The 13,748-nt window shown below is 75.6% G+C and carries 14 protein-coding genes; 3 read left to right on the top strand and 11 right to left on the bottom strand.

What is annotated here, in order from left to right:
• Window positions 1-2: 2 nt before the first annotated feature.
• Window positions 3-305 carry a hypothetical protein gene (locus KPF22_RS16450; RefSeq protein WP_224402590.1) on the bottom strand — a complete coding sequence of 101 codons (303 nt, stop codon included), beginning with the start codon at window positions 303-305 and terminating at the stop codon, window positions 3-5.
• Window positions 306-495: 190 nt separating this feature from the next.
• Between KPF22_RS16450 and KPF22_RS16445 the strand changes: the two genes are divergently transcribed.
• Complete coding sequence (locus tag KPF22_RS16445) at window positions 496-1,173, top strand: class II aldolase/adducin family protein (RefSeq protein ID WP_224402589.1); 678 nt, start codon at window positions 496-498, stop codon at window positions 1,171-1,173.
• Here the strand turns inward: KPF22_RS16445 and mtnA are convergent.
• Entirely contained in the window at window positions 1,091-2,146 is a 1,056-nt protein-coding gene (gene mtnA, locus KPF22_RS16440; protein WP_224402588.1) for an S-methyl-5-thioribose-1-phosphate isomerase, read from the bottom strand. The genes KPF22_RS16445 and mtnA overlap by 83 nt on opposite strands.
• 104 nt (window positions 2,147-2,250) lie before the next feature.
• Window positions 2,251-3,603, bottom strand: a complete 1,353-nt coding sequence (locus tag KPF22_RS16435; RefSeq protein ID WP_073575002.1) for a sorbosone dehydrogenase family protein — start codon at window positions 3,601-3,603, stop codon at window positions 2,251-2,253.
• A 69-nt stretch (window positions 3,604-3,672) separates the two neighbouring features.
• Here KPF22_RS16435 and KPF22_RS16430 point away from each other — a divergent pair, with 69 nt between their 5' ends.
• Entirely contained in the window at window positions 3,673-4,092 is a 420-nt protein-coding gene (locus KPF22_RS16430; protein WP_224402587.1) for an SRPBCC family protein, read from the top strand.
• Here the strand turns inward: KPF22_RS16430 and KPF22_RS16425 are convergent.
• Genes KPF22_RS16425 through KPF22_RS16415 form a run of 3 tightly spaced genes read right to left on the bottom strand, consistent with a single transcriptional unit; the run spans window position 4,029 to window position 7,356 of the window.
• Window positions 4,029-4,916, bottom strand: a complete 888-nt coding sequence (locus KPF22_RS16425; protein ID WP_208825609.1) for an alpha/beta fold hydrolase — start codon at window positions 4,914-4,916, stop codon at window positions 4,029-4,031. The two genes, KPF22_RS16430 and KPF22_RS16425, sit on opposite strands and share 64 nt — an antisense overlap.
• Window positions 4,913-5,773, bottom strand: a complete 861-nt coding sequence (locus KPF22_RS16420; RefSeq protein ID WP_224402586.1) for an SDR family oxidoreductase — start codon at window positions 5,771-5,773, stop codon at window positions 4,913-4,915. The genes KPF22_RS16425 and KPF22_RS16420 overlap by 4 nt, the downstream gene beginning before the upstream one ends.
• Window positions 5,773-7,356, bottom strand: a complete 1,584-nt coding sequence (locus KPF22_RS16415; RefSeq protein ID WP_224402585.1) for an NAD(P)/FAD-dependent oxidoreductase — start codon at window positions 7,354-7,356, stop codon at window positions 5,773-5,775. Before KPF22_RS16415 ends, KPF22_RS16420 begins: the two co-directional genes overlap by 1 nt.
• Before the next feature lie 117 nt (window positions 7,357-7,473).
• Here KPF22_RS16415 and KPF22_RS16410 point away from each other — a divergent pair, with 117 nt between their 5' ends.
• Window positions 7,474-8,505, top strand: a complete 1,032-nt coding sequence (locus tag KPF22_RS16410; RefSeq protein ID WP_179759946.1) for an AraC family transcriptional regulator — start codon at window positions 7,474-7,476, stop codon at window positions 8,503-8,505.
• Between the two features lie 33 nt (window positions 8,506-8,538).
• Here KPF22_RS16410 and KPF22_RS16405 read toward each other — a convergent pair whose 3' ends face one another.
• From KPF22_RS16405 to KPF22_RS16385, 5 genes are all read right to left on the bottom strand, one after another.
• The gene (locus tag KPF22_RS16405) at window positions 8,539-9,546 is read right to left on the bottom strand and encodes a DUF5914 domain-containing protein (protein ID WP_224402584.1); all 1,008 of its coding nucleotides are present in this window, start codon (window positions 9,544-9,546) and stop codon (window positions 8,539-8,541) included.
• Between the two features lie 24 nt (window positions 9,547-9,570).
• On the bottom strand, window positions 9,571-11,163 hold the full coding sequence (locus KPF22_RS16400; protein ID WP_208825620.1) for an FAD-dependent oxidoreductase: 1,593 nt from the start codon (window positions 11,161-11,163) through the stop codon (window positions 9,571-9,573).
• Window positions 11,160-11,918 (bottom strand): class I SAM-dependent methyltransferase, encoded by a 759-nt coding sequence (locus KPF22_RS16395; RefSeq protein ID WP_224402583.1) that lies wholly within the window; start codon window positions 11,916-11,918, stop codon window positions 11,160-11,162. Before KPF22_RS16395 ends, KPF22_RS16400 begins: the two co-directional genes overlap by 4 nt.
• Window positions 11,919-12,003: 85 nt before the next feature.
• A complete protein-coding gene (locus KPF22_RS16390) occupies window positions 12,004-13,122 on the bottom strand; it encodes a polyprenyl synthetase family protein (protein WP_224402582.1) in 1,119 nt (372 codons plus the stop codon).
• A gap of 213 nt (window positions 13,123-13,335) precedes the next feature.
• Window positions 13,336-13,731 carry a hypothetical protein gene (locus KPF22_RS16385; protein WP_224402581.1) on the bottom strand — a complete coding sequence of 132 codons (396 nt, stop codon included), beginning with the start codon at window positions 13,729-13,731 and terminating at the stop codon, window positions 13,336-13,338.
• Between the last annotated feature and the right edge of the window lie 17 nt (window positions 13,732-13,748).

Raw genomic sequence — 13,748 nt, 5'->3', positions numbered from 1 at the left:
GGTCAGGCCCCCGGGACCGGGGCGGCGGGAGCGGCCGGTGCCCGGACCGCGTCGCACTCCTGGGCGGCCTTCGCGACCAGCAGCGAGAACGCCACCGGGTCCTCCAGCGACTGCCCCGGCAGCGCCCCGAAGTCCAGGTACTTCTGCAGGCAGGCGAACTGGGCGGCCTGGTCGGCGGGGCTCAGCGGCGGCTCGGCGGGCGGCGCGGGCTGCGCCGACGCCGTCCCGGCGGTGACGGCGGCCAGGGCGAGTGCGGCGGCGACGGCGCCCGCCGCGGTGGTGGTGGCACGCAGGGCGGTCCTCACGATGTGCTCGCTTCCTGCGCCGGGGGCCGGCGCGGTCGGGGTCCTACCGCCCTCCGCGTGACGTCCCGGCCGAGCCCGGCGTCCGCGGTGGCACGATCCTGCGGTCCCGGCGGCACCCGGCGCGCCCCGACGGGCACGGGTCGACCCGGAGGTGTGACCCCCGGTCGGGTGTGCGTGGGATCCTGCCCGGGTGCCCCACGACCACACCCCCGCCCGCGAGCTGCTCTGCACCTGGTCCCGCCGGATGGTCCGCGACGGACTCGTCGTCGGCACCTCGGGGAACCTGTCGCTGCGCACCGGGGACCTGATCGCGGTCACCCCGTCCGGTGTGGACTACGAGACGATGACCGCCGCGGACGTCGTGCTCGTCGATGCGGAGGGCACGGTCGTCGACGGCACCCGGGAGCCGACCAGCGAACTCGGGCTGCACGTGGCCGCGCAGGCCCGGCCCGGCACCGTCGCGGTGGTCCACACGCACTCCCCGGCGGCGGTCGCGCTGTCGACGCTGTCCGACCGCGTCCCGGCCGTGCACTACCAGCTCGCGATGTTCGGCGACGGCGTGCGGGTGTCGGAGTACGCGCCGTTCGGCAGCCGTGAGCTGGTCGTGAACGCGCTCGCGGCGCTGGGGGAGTCCACCGCCGTCGTCCTCGGCCACCACGGCACGCTCGTGCTCGGCGACACCCTCGGCGCCGCCTACGACGGCGCGCGCCAGCTGGAGTGGCTCTGCGACGTCTGGCTGCGCGCCCGCGCCGTCGGCGAGCCGCGGCTGCTGCCCGACGCCGAGATCAGCGCGGTGCGAGGACGGTTCGCGGCCCAGCGGTCGAAGGTGCGGGCGACGAGCCCGGTCCCCACGCCCGCTCCTCGGTGACGATCGCGGTCACCAGGTCGAACGGCGTCACGTCGAACGCCGGGTTGTAGACCGGGGTCGCGGGCAGGGTGAGCAGGGTGCCGCCGTGCTCACGGACCTCCTCGGCCCCCCGCTGCTCGACGACGATGTCGGCCCCGGTCGGGGTGTGCGGGTCGATCGTCTCCTCCGGCGCGACCACCACGAACGGGATCCCGGACCGGGCCGCGGCGCAGGCCAGCATGTAGGTCCCGATCTTGTTCGCGACGTCGCCGTTGGCCGCGATCCGGTCGGCACCGACGAACACCGCGTCGACCAGCCCGGACGCGATCGCCGCGGGTCCGGCCGAGTCGACGCACAGCCGGTGCGGCGCCCCGGCCGCGGCGAGCTCCCAGACGGTCAGCCGCGCGCCCTGCAGCAGCGGGCGCGTCTCGCACGCCAGCACCTCGGCCAGTGCGCCGCGCTCGTGCAGCCGCAGGACCGCCCCCAGCGCGGTGCCGCCGTCGCCGGTGGCCAGCGGGCCCGTGTTGCACACCGTCAGCGCCCGCAGCGGGCGGTCCGGGCACAGCTCCTGGGCCAGGTCCGCGGCCCGGGCGGTCGCCGCGGCGTTGACCCGCGCGGCCTCCGCGGCGACGGCGCGGGCCTGCGCGAGCACCGCGGCCGGGCCGTCGTCGAGCGCCTCCAGGGCCCGGGCCACCCCCAGCCCCAGCGGGACGGCGGTGGGCCGGGCGACGGCGATCCGCCCGGCCGCGGCCCGCACCGCGGCGACGGCGACCGGCGTCGCCGTGCCGTGCAGGTGCGCGGCCAGCGCGACCCCGAAGGCGCCGGTGATGCCCAGGCTCGGGGCACCGCGCACGGCCAGCGACCGGATCGCCTCGATCAGCTCGTCGACGGTGCGCAGGTACAGGTGCTCGGTCGCGCCGGGTAGTGCGCGCTGGTCGAGCAGGACCACCGCCGGGCCGCCCTCGTCGTCGCCGGCCCAGTCCACGATCCGCATCGGCCCGTACCCTCCCCGGTCGTCCGCCCTCGGGTGACCGGGGTGAACCTACCCCGGCGCCGCGGGCGGCCGGGCCGACTGCGGTCCCGGTCACGGGCGGGTGCTCACCGTCCGGGCGGGGCCACCCGGTAGACCGCACCGGCGTCGTCGTCGGTCACGTAGACCGCGCCGTCCGGCCCGGCGACGGCCGCGACCGGCCTGCCCCAGCGCGCTCCGGACGGGTCCTGGAACCCGCCGACCAGCGTCTGCTGCGCGCCGAGGCGCCCGTCCCGCCAGGGGAAGAACGACACCTCGGGGGCCCTCGGCGGGTCGGCGTTCCAGGAGCCGTGCACCCCGGCCAGGGCCCCGGCCGCGTACGGCGCGGGCAGCACCCCGTCGGTGAACGACAGCCCCAGCGGTGCCGAGTGCGCCGGGAAGGACTGCTCCACGGGGGCCAGCGCCGCACAGTCCATCGCGCGCCCGCCGGGGTTCAGCTCGGCGTCGGCGACCAGACCGACGTCGGTGAAGTCCTGCGCGGAGCCGGCGACGCCCGGGTCGGTGTCCGGGTCCGGGTTGCAGAACGGCCAGCCCAGCTCGCGGCCCGGGGTGAGCCGGGCCAGCGGCTCGGCCGGATGGTCGGTGACGTAGGCGTCGACGACCTTCCCGAACGACGAGGCGCCGGCGTCGCCGTAGGGCCGGTCGTAGGGGTAGGGCACGTTGTCGCGGCCGTTGACCGCGGTCCAGACCGAGCCGTCGGGCGCGGTGGCCAGCCCGGTGCCGTTGCGGACACCGGTCGCGAACGGCGCGGCGGGCCCGCCGGTGGGCGGCATCCGCAGGATCGACGCGCGCGGGGGTGTGGCGTCCCGGTCGGCGACCGAGATGTTGCCGGTCGACCCGACCGAGACGTAGACCGCGCCGTCCGGGCCGACGGTGACCGACTTCAGCTCGTGGCCGTAGGCGCCGCGCAGGTCGGGGGAGTTGGCATCGGGCAGGCCGGGGACGACGACCCGCCGCCCGGTCGCCGCGCCGCGGGCCCAGGCGTACGCCGACACCTGGTTCGACTCGGCGACGTAGAGGGTGCCGCCGTCCGGGGAGAACGCGAGCCCGTGCGGCTGGGTGAGCCCGTCGAGCAACGGCCGCTGCTCACCGGTGCGCGACAGTGCCAGCACCCGGCCGTCGTCGGGCACCGAGACGAGCAGCTCGCCGTCCGGGGTCCAGACGGCCAGCCGGGCGTTCGGGACACGGGCGAGGACCGACACCGTCCACCCGGCCGGGACGAGGGCCTCGCGGGGCTCGTCGAACGGGGCGGTCGCGGCCCCGGGCGGCACCGACACCGTGACCGGCACCAGGTCCGCGCCCGCCGCGGCGACCGGGGCCTCGGCGCCGGACAGCGCGTTGGTCACCGGGTTGGGGCCGGTGCCGCAGGCGGCGAGCAGGGGGAGCGTGACCAGGGCGGCCAGCCAGGGGGCGATCCGCATGAACCCGACGCTACGGCCGCAACCGGCCCGTCGCGCGGCGGGGGCGCGCAGCCGTCAGGATCGTCGTCGATGCGCCTGACACTGCACGCCCGCGGACCGCAGCCCGCCGACGAGGTCTGGGAGCGCTACGCCGTGCCCGCCCGCTGGCCGGAGTGGGCGCCCTACATCCTCGGTGTCGACACCGCGGCGGACCGGATACGCCCCGGGGTGACCGGGCAGGTCCGCGGCCCGCTCGGCGTCACGGTGTCCTTTGCGGTCACCGAGGTCGACGAGCGCGCCCGCACCTGGGCCTGGGACGTCGCCCTCGGCGGCAGTGCCTCCCCGCTGAACCGGGTGCGGCTGAGCCTGGACCACGGCGTGCGGCCGTCCGGGGCCGGTACCCGGACCTGGCTGACCGTGCACGGCCCGCCCGCCGTGGTCCTGCCCTACCTGGTGCCGGCGCGGCTGTCGCTGGAGATGCTGGTCCGCCGCCCCGCCCGGGCGAGGTGATCGCACGCCAGCGTCGCGAACGCGCCGGGCACCTCGATCTGGGGCATGTGTCCCACCCGGCCGAACACGTGCGTCGTGACCTGTGGGAGCCGGCCCGCCGCGCGCAGCTGGGCCGCGGGCAGGATCAGGTCCCGCTCACCCCACACGACCAGGGTCGGCTTCGGGGCGCGGGCGAACGCGTCGAGCAGCGCGCGCCGCCAGCCCGGCCGGACCCCGCGGACGGTGCCCAGCTCGGCCGCGACCTCGGCGAAGGTCCGGGCGAACTCCGGCCGCCGCGCGATCTCCACGGCGCGGGCGACCCGCTCGTCGGTGACCAGGGAGCCGTCGACGAACAGGGACCGCTCCGAGCGTCGCGCCGCCCTGGCGTCCAGGTGGCCGAGCAGGAACCGGCCCAGCAGCGGCACCCCGATGACCCGCAGCGCCGGGGTCACCTCGGCACCGAACCCGGCGGGGTCGGCCAGCACCAGGGAGACGACCCGCTCGGGGTGCCGGGTGGAGATCAGCAGCGCGACGGCGCCGCCGAGCGAGTTGCCCATGACGTGCGCCGGCCGGGTCTCGCCGAGCGCGTCGAGGGTGGCGAGCGCGGTGTCGGCGAGCTTCTCCAGCGTCGCCGGGCCGGGCACCCGGTCGGAGTGGCCGAACCCGGCCAGGTCGAGCGCGACCACCCGGTACCGGGACAGGAACTCGTGCTGCGGGTCCCAGTCCTCCAGGCTGCGGCCGATCCCGTGCAGCAGCAGGACCGGCTCACCGGCGGGGTCACCGGTCTCGCGGACCCGGATCCGGGTGCCGCCGACGTCGACGAAGCGGGTCTGCGGGAGGGTCATCGCGTGCGCGCCGCCTTCGCGTTCCCGGAGGCGCCCACCAGCTTCGCGAAGATCCGGATGCTGTTCGCCGGGGCGAGCCGGGCCAGCAGGTCCGGGACCTTCGCGCTGATCCCGATGAGCAGCCGCGGGCGGCGCTTCGCGATCGCGTCGACGATCAGCTCGGCGGCCTTCTCCGCGGGGAAGGTCAGCAGCTTCTCGAAGTCCTTCTTGCCGCGCTCGGCCTCCTCGGCCGGGATGTTGACCCCGACCCGGGCGCCGGCGGCGATCCCGGTCCTGATGCCGCCCGGGTGCACCGTGGTGACGGTGGTGCCGACCTGGGCGAGCTCGGCGCGCAGCGCCTCGGAGAAGCCGCGGATCGCGAACTTCGACGACGAGTACGCCGACTGCCCGGGCGGGGCGATCAGACCGAACAGGCTGGACACGTTGACCACGTGCGCGCCGGGCCGTGCGGTCAGCGCGGGCAGCAGGGCGTGGGTCAGCCGCACCGGGGCGCGGAAGTTGACGTCCATGACCCAGTCGAACTCGTCGAGGGTCAGCCGGGCGAAGTCACCGCCGAGCGCGACGCCGGCGTTGTTGACCAGCAGCCTGATCTCCGGGTGACCGGCGAGGATCCGGCTCGACAGTGCGTCGACGGCGTCGCGGTCGGCCAGGTCGACGGTCTCGGTGGTCACCGACAGGCCGGGGTGCTTCGCGCGGATCGCCGACGCGACGGTGCCGAGCCGGTCGCCGTCGCGGTCGACGAGCACGAGGTCGCTGCCGCGCTCGGCGAGCAGGCGGGCCACGTGCTCGCCCATGCCACCGGCGGCACCGGTGACGACGGCGGTGCCCTCGGCGAAGCGGAACGGTGAGCGGGCCATCAGGAGGCCACCTCCTGCTGAGCGGTCGCCGGGGTGGCGGCCCTGTCCGCGGCGATTCCGGACGCGGTCGGGGTGGGGACGCGGGCGTCGCGGGCCCCCAGCGCCGAGGCGGGGGTGAGGATCATGTCCCGCTTGAGGTCGGCGCGGCCGAGCCCGACGGCGTCGAGGAAGAAGTTCTGGTGCAGCCGCCACGGGTCCTTGCGGCCCTGGCGCGGGAACAGGTGCTCCGAGCGCTTCACGTAGTTCGACTCGATGTCGAGCAGCGGCCGGTCCGGGGACGCGGTCGGCGCCGGCGTGGCGACGGCGATCCGCTCGCGGTCCATCAGTGCGAGCAGCCTGGGCACGTAGCGGGCGACGAGGTCGGCGCGCAGCGTCCAGGACGCGTTGATGTAGCCGATGCAGAACGCCAGGTTCGGCAGGCCCGACAGCATCAGGCCGCGGTAGGTGACGGTCTTGCCGATGTCGACCTGCTCGCCGTCGACGTGGATCGTGATGCCGCCCAGCGGGCTCAGCGACAGGCCGGTCGCCGAGACGATCACGTCGGCCTCCAGCTCCTCGCCCGACCGGAGCCGGATGCCCTTCTCGGTGATCCGCTCGATGTGGTCGGTGACGACCGAGGCCTCACCCCGGTTGATCGACTTGTAGAAGTCGCCCTCCGGGATGACGCACAGGCGCTGGTCCCACGGGTCGTAGCTCGGGGTGAAGTGCTTGTCCACGTAGGACTCGTCCTTGAGGAACTTCAGCGCGAGGCCGCGCAGCACCTTCTTCACACGCTCCGGGCGGCGTCGCGCGAGCTGGTAGAACGCCTGGGTCAGCGTCACGTACTGCAGGCGCAGGATGGCGTGCGCGACCGGGGCGGGCAGGAAGCGGCGCAGCTGGTCGGCGACCGGGTCCTTGCTGGGCAGCACCGTCAGGTACGACGGCGAGCGCTGCAGCATCGTGACGTGTCCGGCCTTCGCGGCCAGCGAGGGGATCAGCGTGACGGCGGTGGCGCCGGACCCGATGACGACGACCTTCTTGCCGGTGTAGTCGAGGTCCTCCGGCCAGAACTGCGGGTGCACCCAGGTGCCGGCGAAGTCCTCCCGGCCCGGGAACTCCGGCTGGAAGCCCTTGTCGTAGTCGTAGTAGCCCGAGCACATGAACAGGAACGAGCAGGTGTAGCGCTTCGGGCCCTGCGCGGTGGTGGTGTCCACCGTCCACCGCGCGGTGGCCGAGTCCCAGGACGCACCGACGACCTTCGTGCCGAAGCGGATCCGCTCGGTCACGCCGTACTCGCGGGCGGTCTCGGTGATGTAGCGGCGGATGTCGGCGCCGTCGGCGATCGACTTCGGCTCGCGCCACGGCCGGAACGGGTAGGCCAGGGTGAACATGTCCGAGTCCGAGCGGATGCCCGGGTAGCGGAACAGGTCCCAGGTGCCGCCGATGTTCTCGCGGCCCTCGAGGATCGCGTAGTCCTTGCCGGGCAGCTCCTGGTGCAGCCGGGCCGCGGCGCCGATGCCGGAGAGCCCGGCTCCGACGATGATCACGTCGCGGTGCTCGACGGCGGTGCTGTCCGGAGCGGGCGTCGTGCCGGCCTGCGTCATGTGGTCCTCCTCATCGGGCGCGTCCGCGCTGACTACCTCTTCGACCGAGATCCAGTCTGCCCCAAACCTACCCGGAGTAACTTGACCCGGCGCGACAACAACTTACCCTCGTACGACATGGGCACCGGATCACTCACCCGGGCGAGGGCGTTGCGGGGGCTCGTCGCGCTGGTCGGCGAGCTGGGCGGCGACGGAGCGGAGCTGTTCGCGCGGTTCCGCATCCCGATCGACGCCGTCGAGGGGGCCGACCCGGACGCGCTGGTCCCGACCCGGTCGGTGGCCCGGGTGCTGGAGACCGCGGCCGCCGAGCTCGGGTGCGGCGACCTGGGCCTGCGCCTCGCGCAGCGGCAGGGCCCGGAGATCCTCGGGCCGCTCGCCGTCGCCGTCCAGAACTCGGCGACCCTCGGCGACGCGCTCGACTGCGCCTCGCGCTACCTCTACGTGCACAGCCCGGCGCTGACGATCGGCGCCGTCGCCGACCCGGAGGGCGTCGCCGGGGTGACCGGGCTGGAGTACGGCAGCACCGATCCGCTTCCGCCGCAGGTCGCCGACCTCGGCGTGGGGGTGCTGCACCGGATCGTCGGGCTGCTGTCGGGCGGGCCCTACGGGCTGCGGTCGGTGCACCTGCCGCACACCGCTCCCGCCGACGCCGACCGCTTCCGGGAGTTCTTCGGCGCCGAGGTCCGCTTCGACCGGCCCGCCGCCGTGCTGCGGGTGCCCGCCGACCTCGTGCGGCGCCCGCTGGCCGGCGGCGACGAGACCGTGCGGGCCATCGCCATCGAGTACCTGGAGACCCACTTCGACCGGCCCGGGCGCACCGTCACCGACCGGGTGCGGGCCGCCGTCGACCGGTCGCTGGCGTCGGGCCCGGTGCGGATCGGCTCCGTCGCCCGGCTGCTGCGGGTCCACCCCCGCACCCTGCAGCGTCACCTCGCGGTGGAGGGGACGACGTTCGAGCAGGTCGTCGACGACGCCCGCCGGGACACCGCCGAGCGCCTGATCCTGCGGACCGACCTGCCGTTCACCCAGGTCGCGGCGATGATCGGGCTGGCGGAGCAGTCGGCGCTGTCCCGTGCGTCGAGGCGCTGGTTCGGGACGCCTCCGCGGGAGCTGCGCAAGGCCGGGCCGGCCGGGCTGCCGGTGGGCTGACGACCGCACGGGCCCCGTGCTGCGCCGACGGTCCTACCGGGCGCGCAGCGCGTAGCGGCGTTCGGCGTAGTCGAGGTCGTCGCGCCACAGCCGGGTGGCGGCCGCGGCCATCGCCGGGCGGATCGCCGGGGCGAGCTTCGAGGCGACGGAGAACCCGGGCCGGTCCGACCCGGCCACGACGGCCTCGATCACCGCGGTCCGGGGCCGCCCGTCGCGGTCGGTGCCGCGCGGGGTCGCATGGGTCTCGACGACCGAGCCGACGCCCTCGCCCTCCACGATGCGCATCACGACCGTCCGCGGCTCCGGGCACACGAACTCCGCCCGCACCGGGACGCCGAGCCCCGGACCGACCTTGAAGGTGACGGTGACCAGGAAGCGGTCGTCGGACTCGTCGACGTCGGTGACGGCGGGCGCGGAGTCCACCGTCAGCTTCTGGAAGGAGTACGGGTGGAACCAGGCGCCGTGCCACGGGTCGAGCCGGTTGGCGACGATGTCCTCGGGCTCGCACACCCCGACCAGGGTGGTCACGGCGTCGAGGACCGCGCCGGCCGGGCGGGCCGGGACGACCGGGGCGTCGGTCGGCTCCTCACCGCCGACGTCGTCGAGCCGCGCCCAGACGAGCACCCCGTCGTCGTGGACGGGGTGCACCGCCCAGCCGGGGCCGGACCGGGCGCCCAGGCGCAGCCCGTGCCAGCGGCACACCAGCTCGCCGCAGTCGACGGCCGCCAGCGCCATCGGCGCACCGAGGTGCGGGCAGGCGCCGGGACCCACGCGCACCGTCCCGTCCTCCTCCCGCCACGCGACGAGCTCGACCCCGCCGATGCGCACGCCGAGCGGTCGGTCGCCGCGGACCTCCCGGCTCGCGGCGACCACGAACCAGTTCCCCGACGGGCGCGCCTGCGCCCGCTCCAGTGCGGCCGAGATCAGCTTCGGGTCCGCGCCGGCGTAGGTCGGCTTCTGCGCCGCCCACTTCTGCGACGGCAGCGGCTGCAGCGGCCAGTGGGACGGCCAGTGCGCGGTGAGACGGGAGAGCAGGGTCATGACGTGGTTGTCCTTCGACGGGTGTCAGGTGCGCATCGCGTACTCGGCGGCGCGCCGCAGCGGACCGAGGCGGCCGCTGGTGGGGACGGTCTCGAGGGGGTGGCCGGCCAGGCCCCAGCCGGCGAGCAGCCGGTTCGCCGCCTGCCAGCCGGTGCTCGCGGCGCGCTCCATGAGCGCGACCGGCAGGTCGATCCGGATGCCGTCGCCGGCCAGCACCAGGCCGTGCACCGGGGTGGCGACGGTGGGCCGCCGCGCGAAGTCGCCCACGCCGAACATCGGGCAGTCCGCCCGCCACTGCACGAGCTCGCCGACCACCCCGGCGTCGGCGGTCTCCGGGTAGAGCTCGTGCAGCCGGGCGACCGAGCGCCGGCGCAGGTCGGCGGTCCAGGTGTCGTCGTCGACGCCCGGGGGCGGAGCCGCGGAGTAGGCGTGCAGCTCCACGACGGACCCGCCGTGCCGGTCGGCCCAGCCCGCGGCGTCGCGCTCGTAGCGGTCCAGCACGGAGACGTTGTCGAGCGGGTCGAGCCCGCCGGTGCCGAGGAACGGCGGCCGGGTCGCGTCGACGGGCCGGTCGAGCCAGAGCCGCTGCACGAGGAACGGTGGGGCGCTGCCCAGCGCGGCGACGTCGTCGCGCCAGCGCGCGAGCGCGTCCGGTCCGTCCACGGCGGACGCGGGGTCGCCCAGCCCAGGGGAGGAGGCGACGATGTCGCGCAGCCCGCGCACGTCGGTGGCCAGGACGACGGCGTCGGCCTCGCTCCCGCCTCCGTCATGATTCACGTGGAACCGTCCACTGCCGACACGGTCCACCGAGGACACGGTGACACCGGTCCGGAAGGTGGCACCGCGGGCGGTCAGGTAGTGACGCAGCGGCTCCCACAGTGCGGTGTCGAAGCCGGCGTCGGGCACGTCGAACATCAGGCCCTCGGAGGAGCCGAGGAAATAGATGTGGAACATCGTGGCCAGCTCGGCGGCCGACATCGTCGACGGCGGCGCGAAGAAGCTGCGGGAGAACACCTCGAACGCGAGGTGCCGGGCCGCGGGCGGGAAGTTGATCGATTCGACGAAGCTCTGCGCGTCGAGGTGGTCGATCGCCTCGTAGATGCCGGGCACGCTGACCGCGGCCAGCGGCGCGGCGGCGCGGGCGTCGAGCCGCAGCAGGTCCGACGGGCGGAACGTGGGGCTGCGCAGCGCGAACAGCACGGCGTTCCACGGGGGCGTGCGTGGCAACCCGCGGAAGGTGTCCCGGCGCCCCCGGGCGTCGACGAGCGGGTAGTCCTCCAGCGGCACCAGCCGCTCCAGTCCGGGGTCGCCGCGGCGCAGCAGCGCGCGCAGGTTGTAGTACTGCCGGAAGAACGCGTGGAAGCCGCGGCTCATCGACACCGGCGTGCCGTCGGGCAGGGCCTCCGACCAGCCACCGACCCGGCCGCCGAGGTAGGGCTCGCGCTCCAGCACCTCGACGACGACGCCGCGCTCGGCCAGCCCGGTCGCCGCGGCCAACCCGGCGATCCCGCCCCCGACGACGACCGCCCGCGGCCGCCGCCCCAGCTGCCCGGCGTCGCCGAGGCCACCGGCGGGTTCGTGGCGGACGCGGCGCGGGTCGGTCGGGCGGGCGGTCACGACCGCGTCCCGAGCACGGTGTGCACGACGCCGTTCTGCCAGCCGGTCATGGTCTCGGAGTGCACGGCGTCGAACCCGGCGGCGCGCACCCGGTCGCGCAGGCGGCCGATGCCGTCGAAGGTGTTCACGCTGCGCCACAGGTGCCGGTACAGCGCGGTCTCGCCGGTCGTCATCCGGCCGAGCGGCACGATGATCCCCCAGCAGACCGCGTGCCAGGACAGCCGGGCGCGGGGGGAGTCGGCGACCGAGTACTCGTGCAGTGCGAGCACCCCGCCCGGGCGCAGCAGGTCGTGGAAGCGGCGCAGCTGGGCGTCCGGGTCGTCGAGGTTGCGCAGCAGGTAGGCGGCGAGGATCCCGTCGAACGGGCCCTCGACCCCGTTCTCGGCGAGGGCCTCGGCGGTGGAGTGCACGAACCGCACCGACGCCGGCCACGGCTTGGTGCGGGCGCGCTCGAGCATCCCGGCCGAGGCGTCGACGGCGACGATCTCGGCGCGCGGGGCGACACCGAGCAGCGCCGCGGTGGAGGCCCCGGTGCCGCAGCCCGCGTCGAGCAGACGCAGCCCGGCGCCGTCACGGGGGAGCCGCATCCGGGCCGCGGACGCGCGCAGGTGGTCGTGGTAGCCGGGGTTCATCCCGACCAGGCGGTCGTAGTCGGCCGCGCCGTCGTCGAAGTGCGAGGGGACCTGCTCGCGGGGCAGGCCCGCACGGCCGACGGTTCCGGGGCGGGTGGGACGGGACGGGGAACGGTCGACCATGTCCGCGAGCCTAGGACCGCCGGCGTCGCACGGCGCGTCGGGTCGCATCCTGTTGCACCACAGCCACTCGCGGGGGCGACCCCGGTCAGGAGACCCGGTCGGTGCAGCGCACGGCCATCGCGCGCAGCACCGCGGCGACGTCGTCGCCGAGCACCCCGTCGGCGACCGCGCCGTCGACCAGCCGCAGCGCACCCTGCACCCGGGTGGCGATGAGCTCCTCGATGCGGCGGCGGGCCCCGGTCGACTCGATCGCCACCCGCGCCGCGGCGACGTCGACCGGGCCGTCGGCCTCGTCCGAGCCGTGCAGCAGCGCGTCGAGGGCGCCCCGGGTGGCAGGTCCGGCGACCTCGCGGGCCAGCACGACCAGGCTGGTGGCCTTGCGCTCGGCCAGGTCGTCGCCCGCGGACTTGCCGGTGGCGTCGGTACCGAACACGCCCAGCACGTCGTCGCGCATCTGGAAGGCCTCGCCGACCATCGTCCCGTAGTCGCCGAGCGCCGCGAGCAGCTCCGGTCCGGCCCCGGCCATCGCGGCGCCGAGCTCCAGCGGGCGCCGGACGGTGTAGTTGCCGGACTTGCGGCGCAGCACGTCCATCACCTCGTCGAGGGTGGGGACGCGGCGGGCCTCGTTGAGCAGGTCGGCGAACTGTCCGACCGCCAGCTCCGAGCGCATCTCGTCGTAGCGCGGCCAGCCGCGCTCGAGCACCGCACGCGGCAGCCCGCTCTCACGCATCGCCTGCTCGGCCCACACCAGGCACAGGTCGCCCAGCAGCACCGCGCCGGACTCGCCGAACCGGTCCGGGCAGCCGGACATGCCCTGGCCGCGGTGCCAGGAGGCGAGCTGGACGTGCACCGTCGGGCGGCCGCGGCGCATCTGCGAACGGTCCATGACGTCGTCCTGGAGCAGGGCGAAGGCGTGCAGCAGCTCCAGCCCGGACACGGCCGCCAGCGCGGCGGGGGAGTCCGGGGCGGCGGCCCGCCAGCCCAGGTAGCCGAACATCGACCGCAGGTACTTGCCCCGGCCGACGAAGTCGCTCAGGACCCCGGCGACGAAGTCCGCACCGCGCATCGAGTGCACGTGCTCGGCGCACCGGAGCCGCACGGTCTCGTCGACGTGGGCCCGGACCCGGCGGCGGATCTCCGCGACCCAGTCCGGGTGGGTGGGGACGTGCTCGAGCCGCCGGTCCTGCCCGGTCTCCACGAACATCGCGCGGCCTCCCGTCGGGTCGCCTGGGGTGGTGAGCGGCCGGACGTCGGCGTCCGGACCCGGTCGGGGCCGAGGGCGCGACCGGCCGGGTCCTGTCGAGGGTATGGGGGGTGTCGTGATCGCGCGCGCCGAATCGGACGGACCGCCCCTGTCGGGTTCGGACGGAGCGGCCACGTGGTTCGGGTGACCCACGTCACCGGCCGTTCGGGCCGGTCAGCCGGCCCGGAGGAACGACCAGGCGGCCAGCCACACCGACCCGGCCACGAGTGCCATCGCCCCGGGCACGTGCACGATCAGGCCCGGGATGTCGCCGAACCACGCCTGGACGAAGGTGAACGCGAAGACCGCTGCGGCGAGGACCGGCGGCCACCACGCGCCGGCGGTGACGACACGGAGCCACACCGCGGCCGCCGCGGCGAGCCCGGTGACGACGTGCAGCACGATCGCGCCGGTGCCGTGCGGACCGACGTCCCCGCCGGTGAACAGGCCGGCGGCGGTCACGAACTGCCAGGCCAGGACGACGACCGACGCGGTCGCGAGCACCCGCAGGGCCAGGACGGGGGTGGAGCGGGTGACGTCGGGGGCGGCGTGGCGGTGTGGGGCGGACATCCTCGCAGTCTGCCGAC

The sequence above is a fragment of the Pseudonocardia sp. ICBG1034 genome, assembly GCF_020131375.1.
Classification (GTDB): Bacteria; Actinomycetota; Actinomycetes; order Mycobacteriales; family Pseudonocardiaceae; genus Pseudonocardia; species Pseudonocardia alni.
The sequence above is the reverse complement of the archived record's forward strand: the minus strand, read 5'-3'. Positions and strand labels throughout refer to the sequence as shown.

Bases quoted from the DNA above. Each gene is read 5' to 3' on its own strand.
- mtnA (WP_224402588.1), bottom strand. From the start codon at position 2,146: ATGCGGATCGTGGACTGGGCCGGCGACGACGAGGGCGGCCCGGCGGTG.
- KPF22_RS16425 (WP_208825609.1), bottom strand. From the start codon at position 4,916: ATGACCCTCCCGCAGACCCGCTTCGTCGACGTCGGCGGCACCCGGATC.
- KPF22_RS16420 (WP_224402586.1), bottom strand. From the start codon at position 5,773: ATGGCCCGCTCACCGTTCCGCTTCGCCGAGGGCACCGCCGTCGTCACC.
- KPF22_RS16410 (WP_179759946.1), top strand. From the start codon at position 7,474: ATGGGCACCGGATCACTCACCCGGGCGAGGGCGTTGCGGGGGCTCGTC.
- KPF22_RS16390 (WP_224402582.1), bottom strand. From the start codon at position 13,122: ATGTTCGTGGAGACCGGGCAGGACCGGCGGCTCGAGCACGTCCCCACC.
- KPF22_RS16385 (WP_224402581.1), bottom strand. From the start codon at position 13,731: ATGTCCGCCCCACACCGCCACGCCGCCCCCGACGTCACCCGCTCCACC.
- KPF22_RS16395 (WP_224402583.1), bottom strand. From the start codon at position 11,918: ATGGTCGACCGTTCCCCGTCCCGTCCCACCCGCCCCGGAACCGTCGGC.
- KPF22_RS16415 (WP_224402585.1), bottom strand. From the start codon at position 7,356: ATGACGCAGGCCGGCACGACGCCCGCTCCGGACAGCACCGCCGTCGAG.
- KPF22_RS16435 (WP_073575002.1), bottom strand. From the start codon at position 3,603: ATGCGGATCGCCCCCTGGCTGGCCGCCCTGGTCACGCTCCCCCTGCTC.
- KPF22_RS16430 (WP_224402587.1), top strand. From the start codon at position 3,673: ATGCGCCTGACACTGCACGCCCGCGGACCGCAGCCCGCCGACGAGGTC.
- KPF22_RS16405 (WP_224402584.1), bottom strand. From the start codon at position 9,546: ATGACCCTGCTCTCCCGTCTCACCGCGCACTGGCCGTCCCACTGGCCG.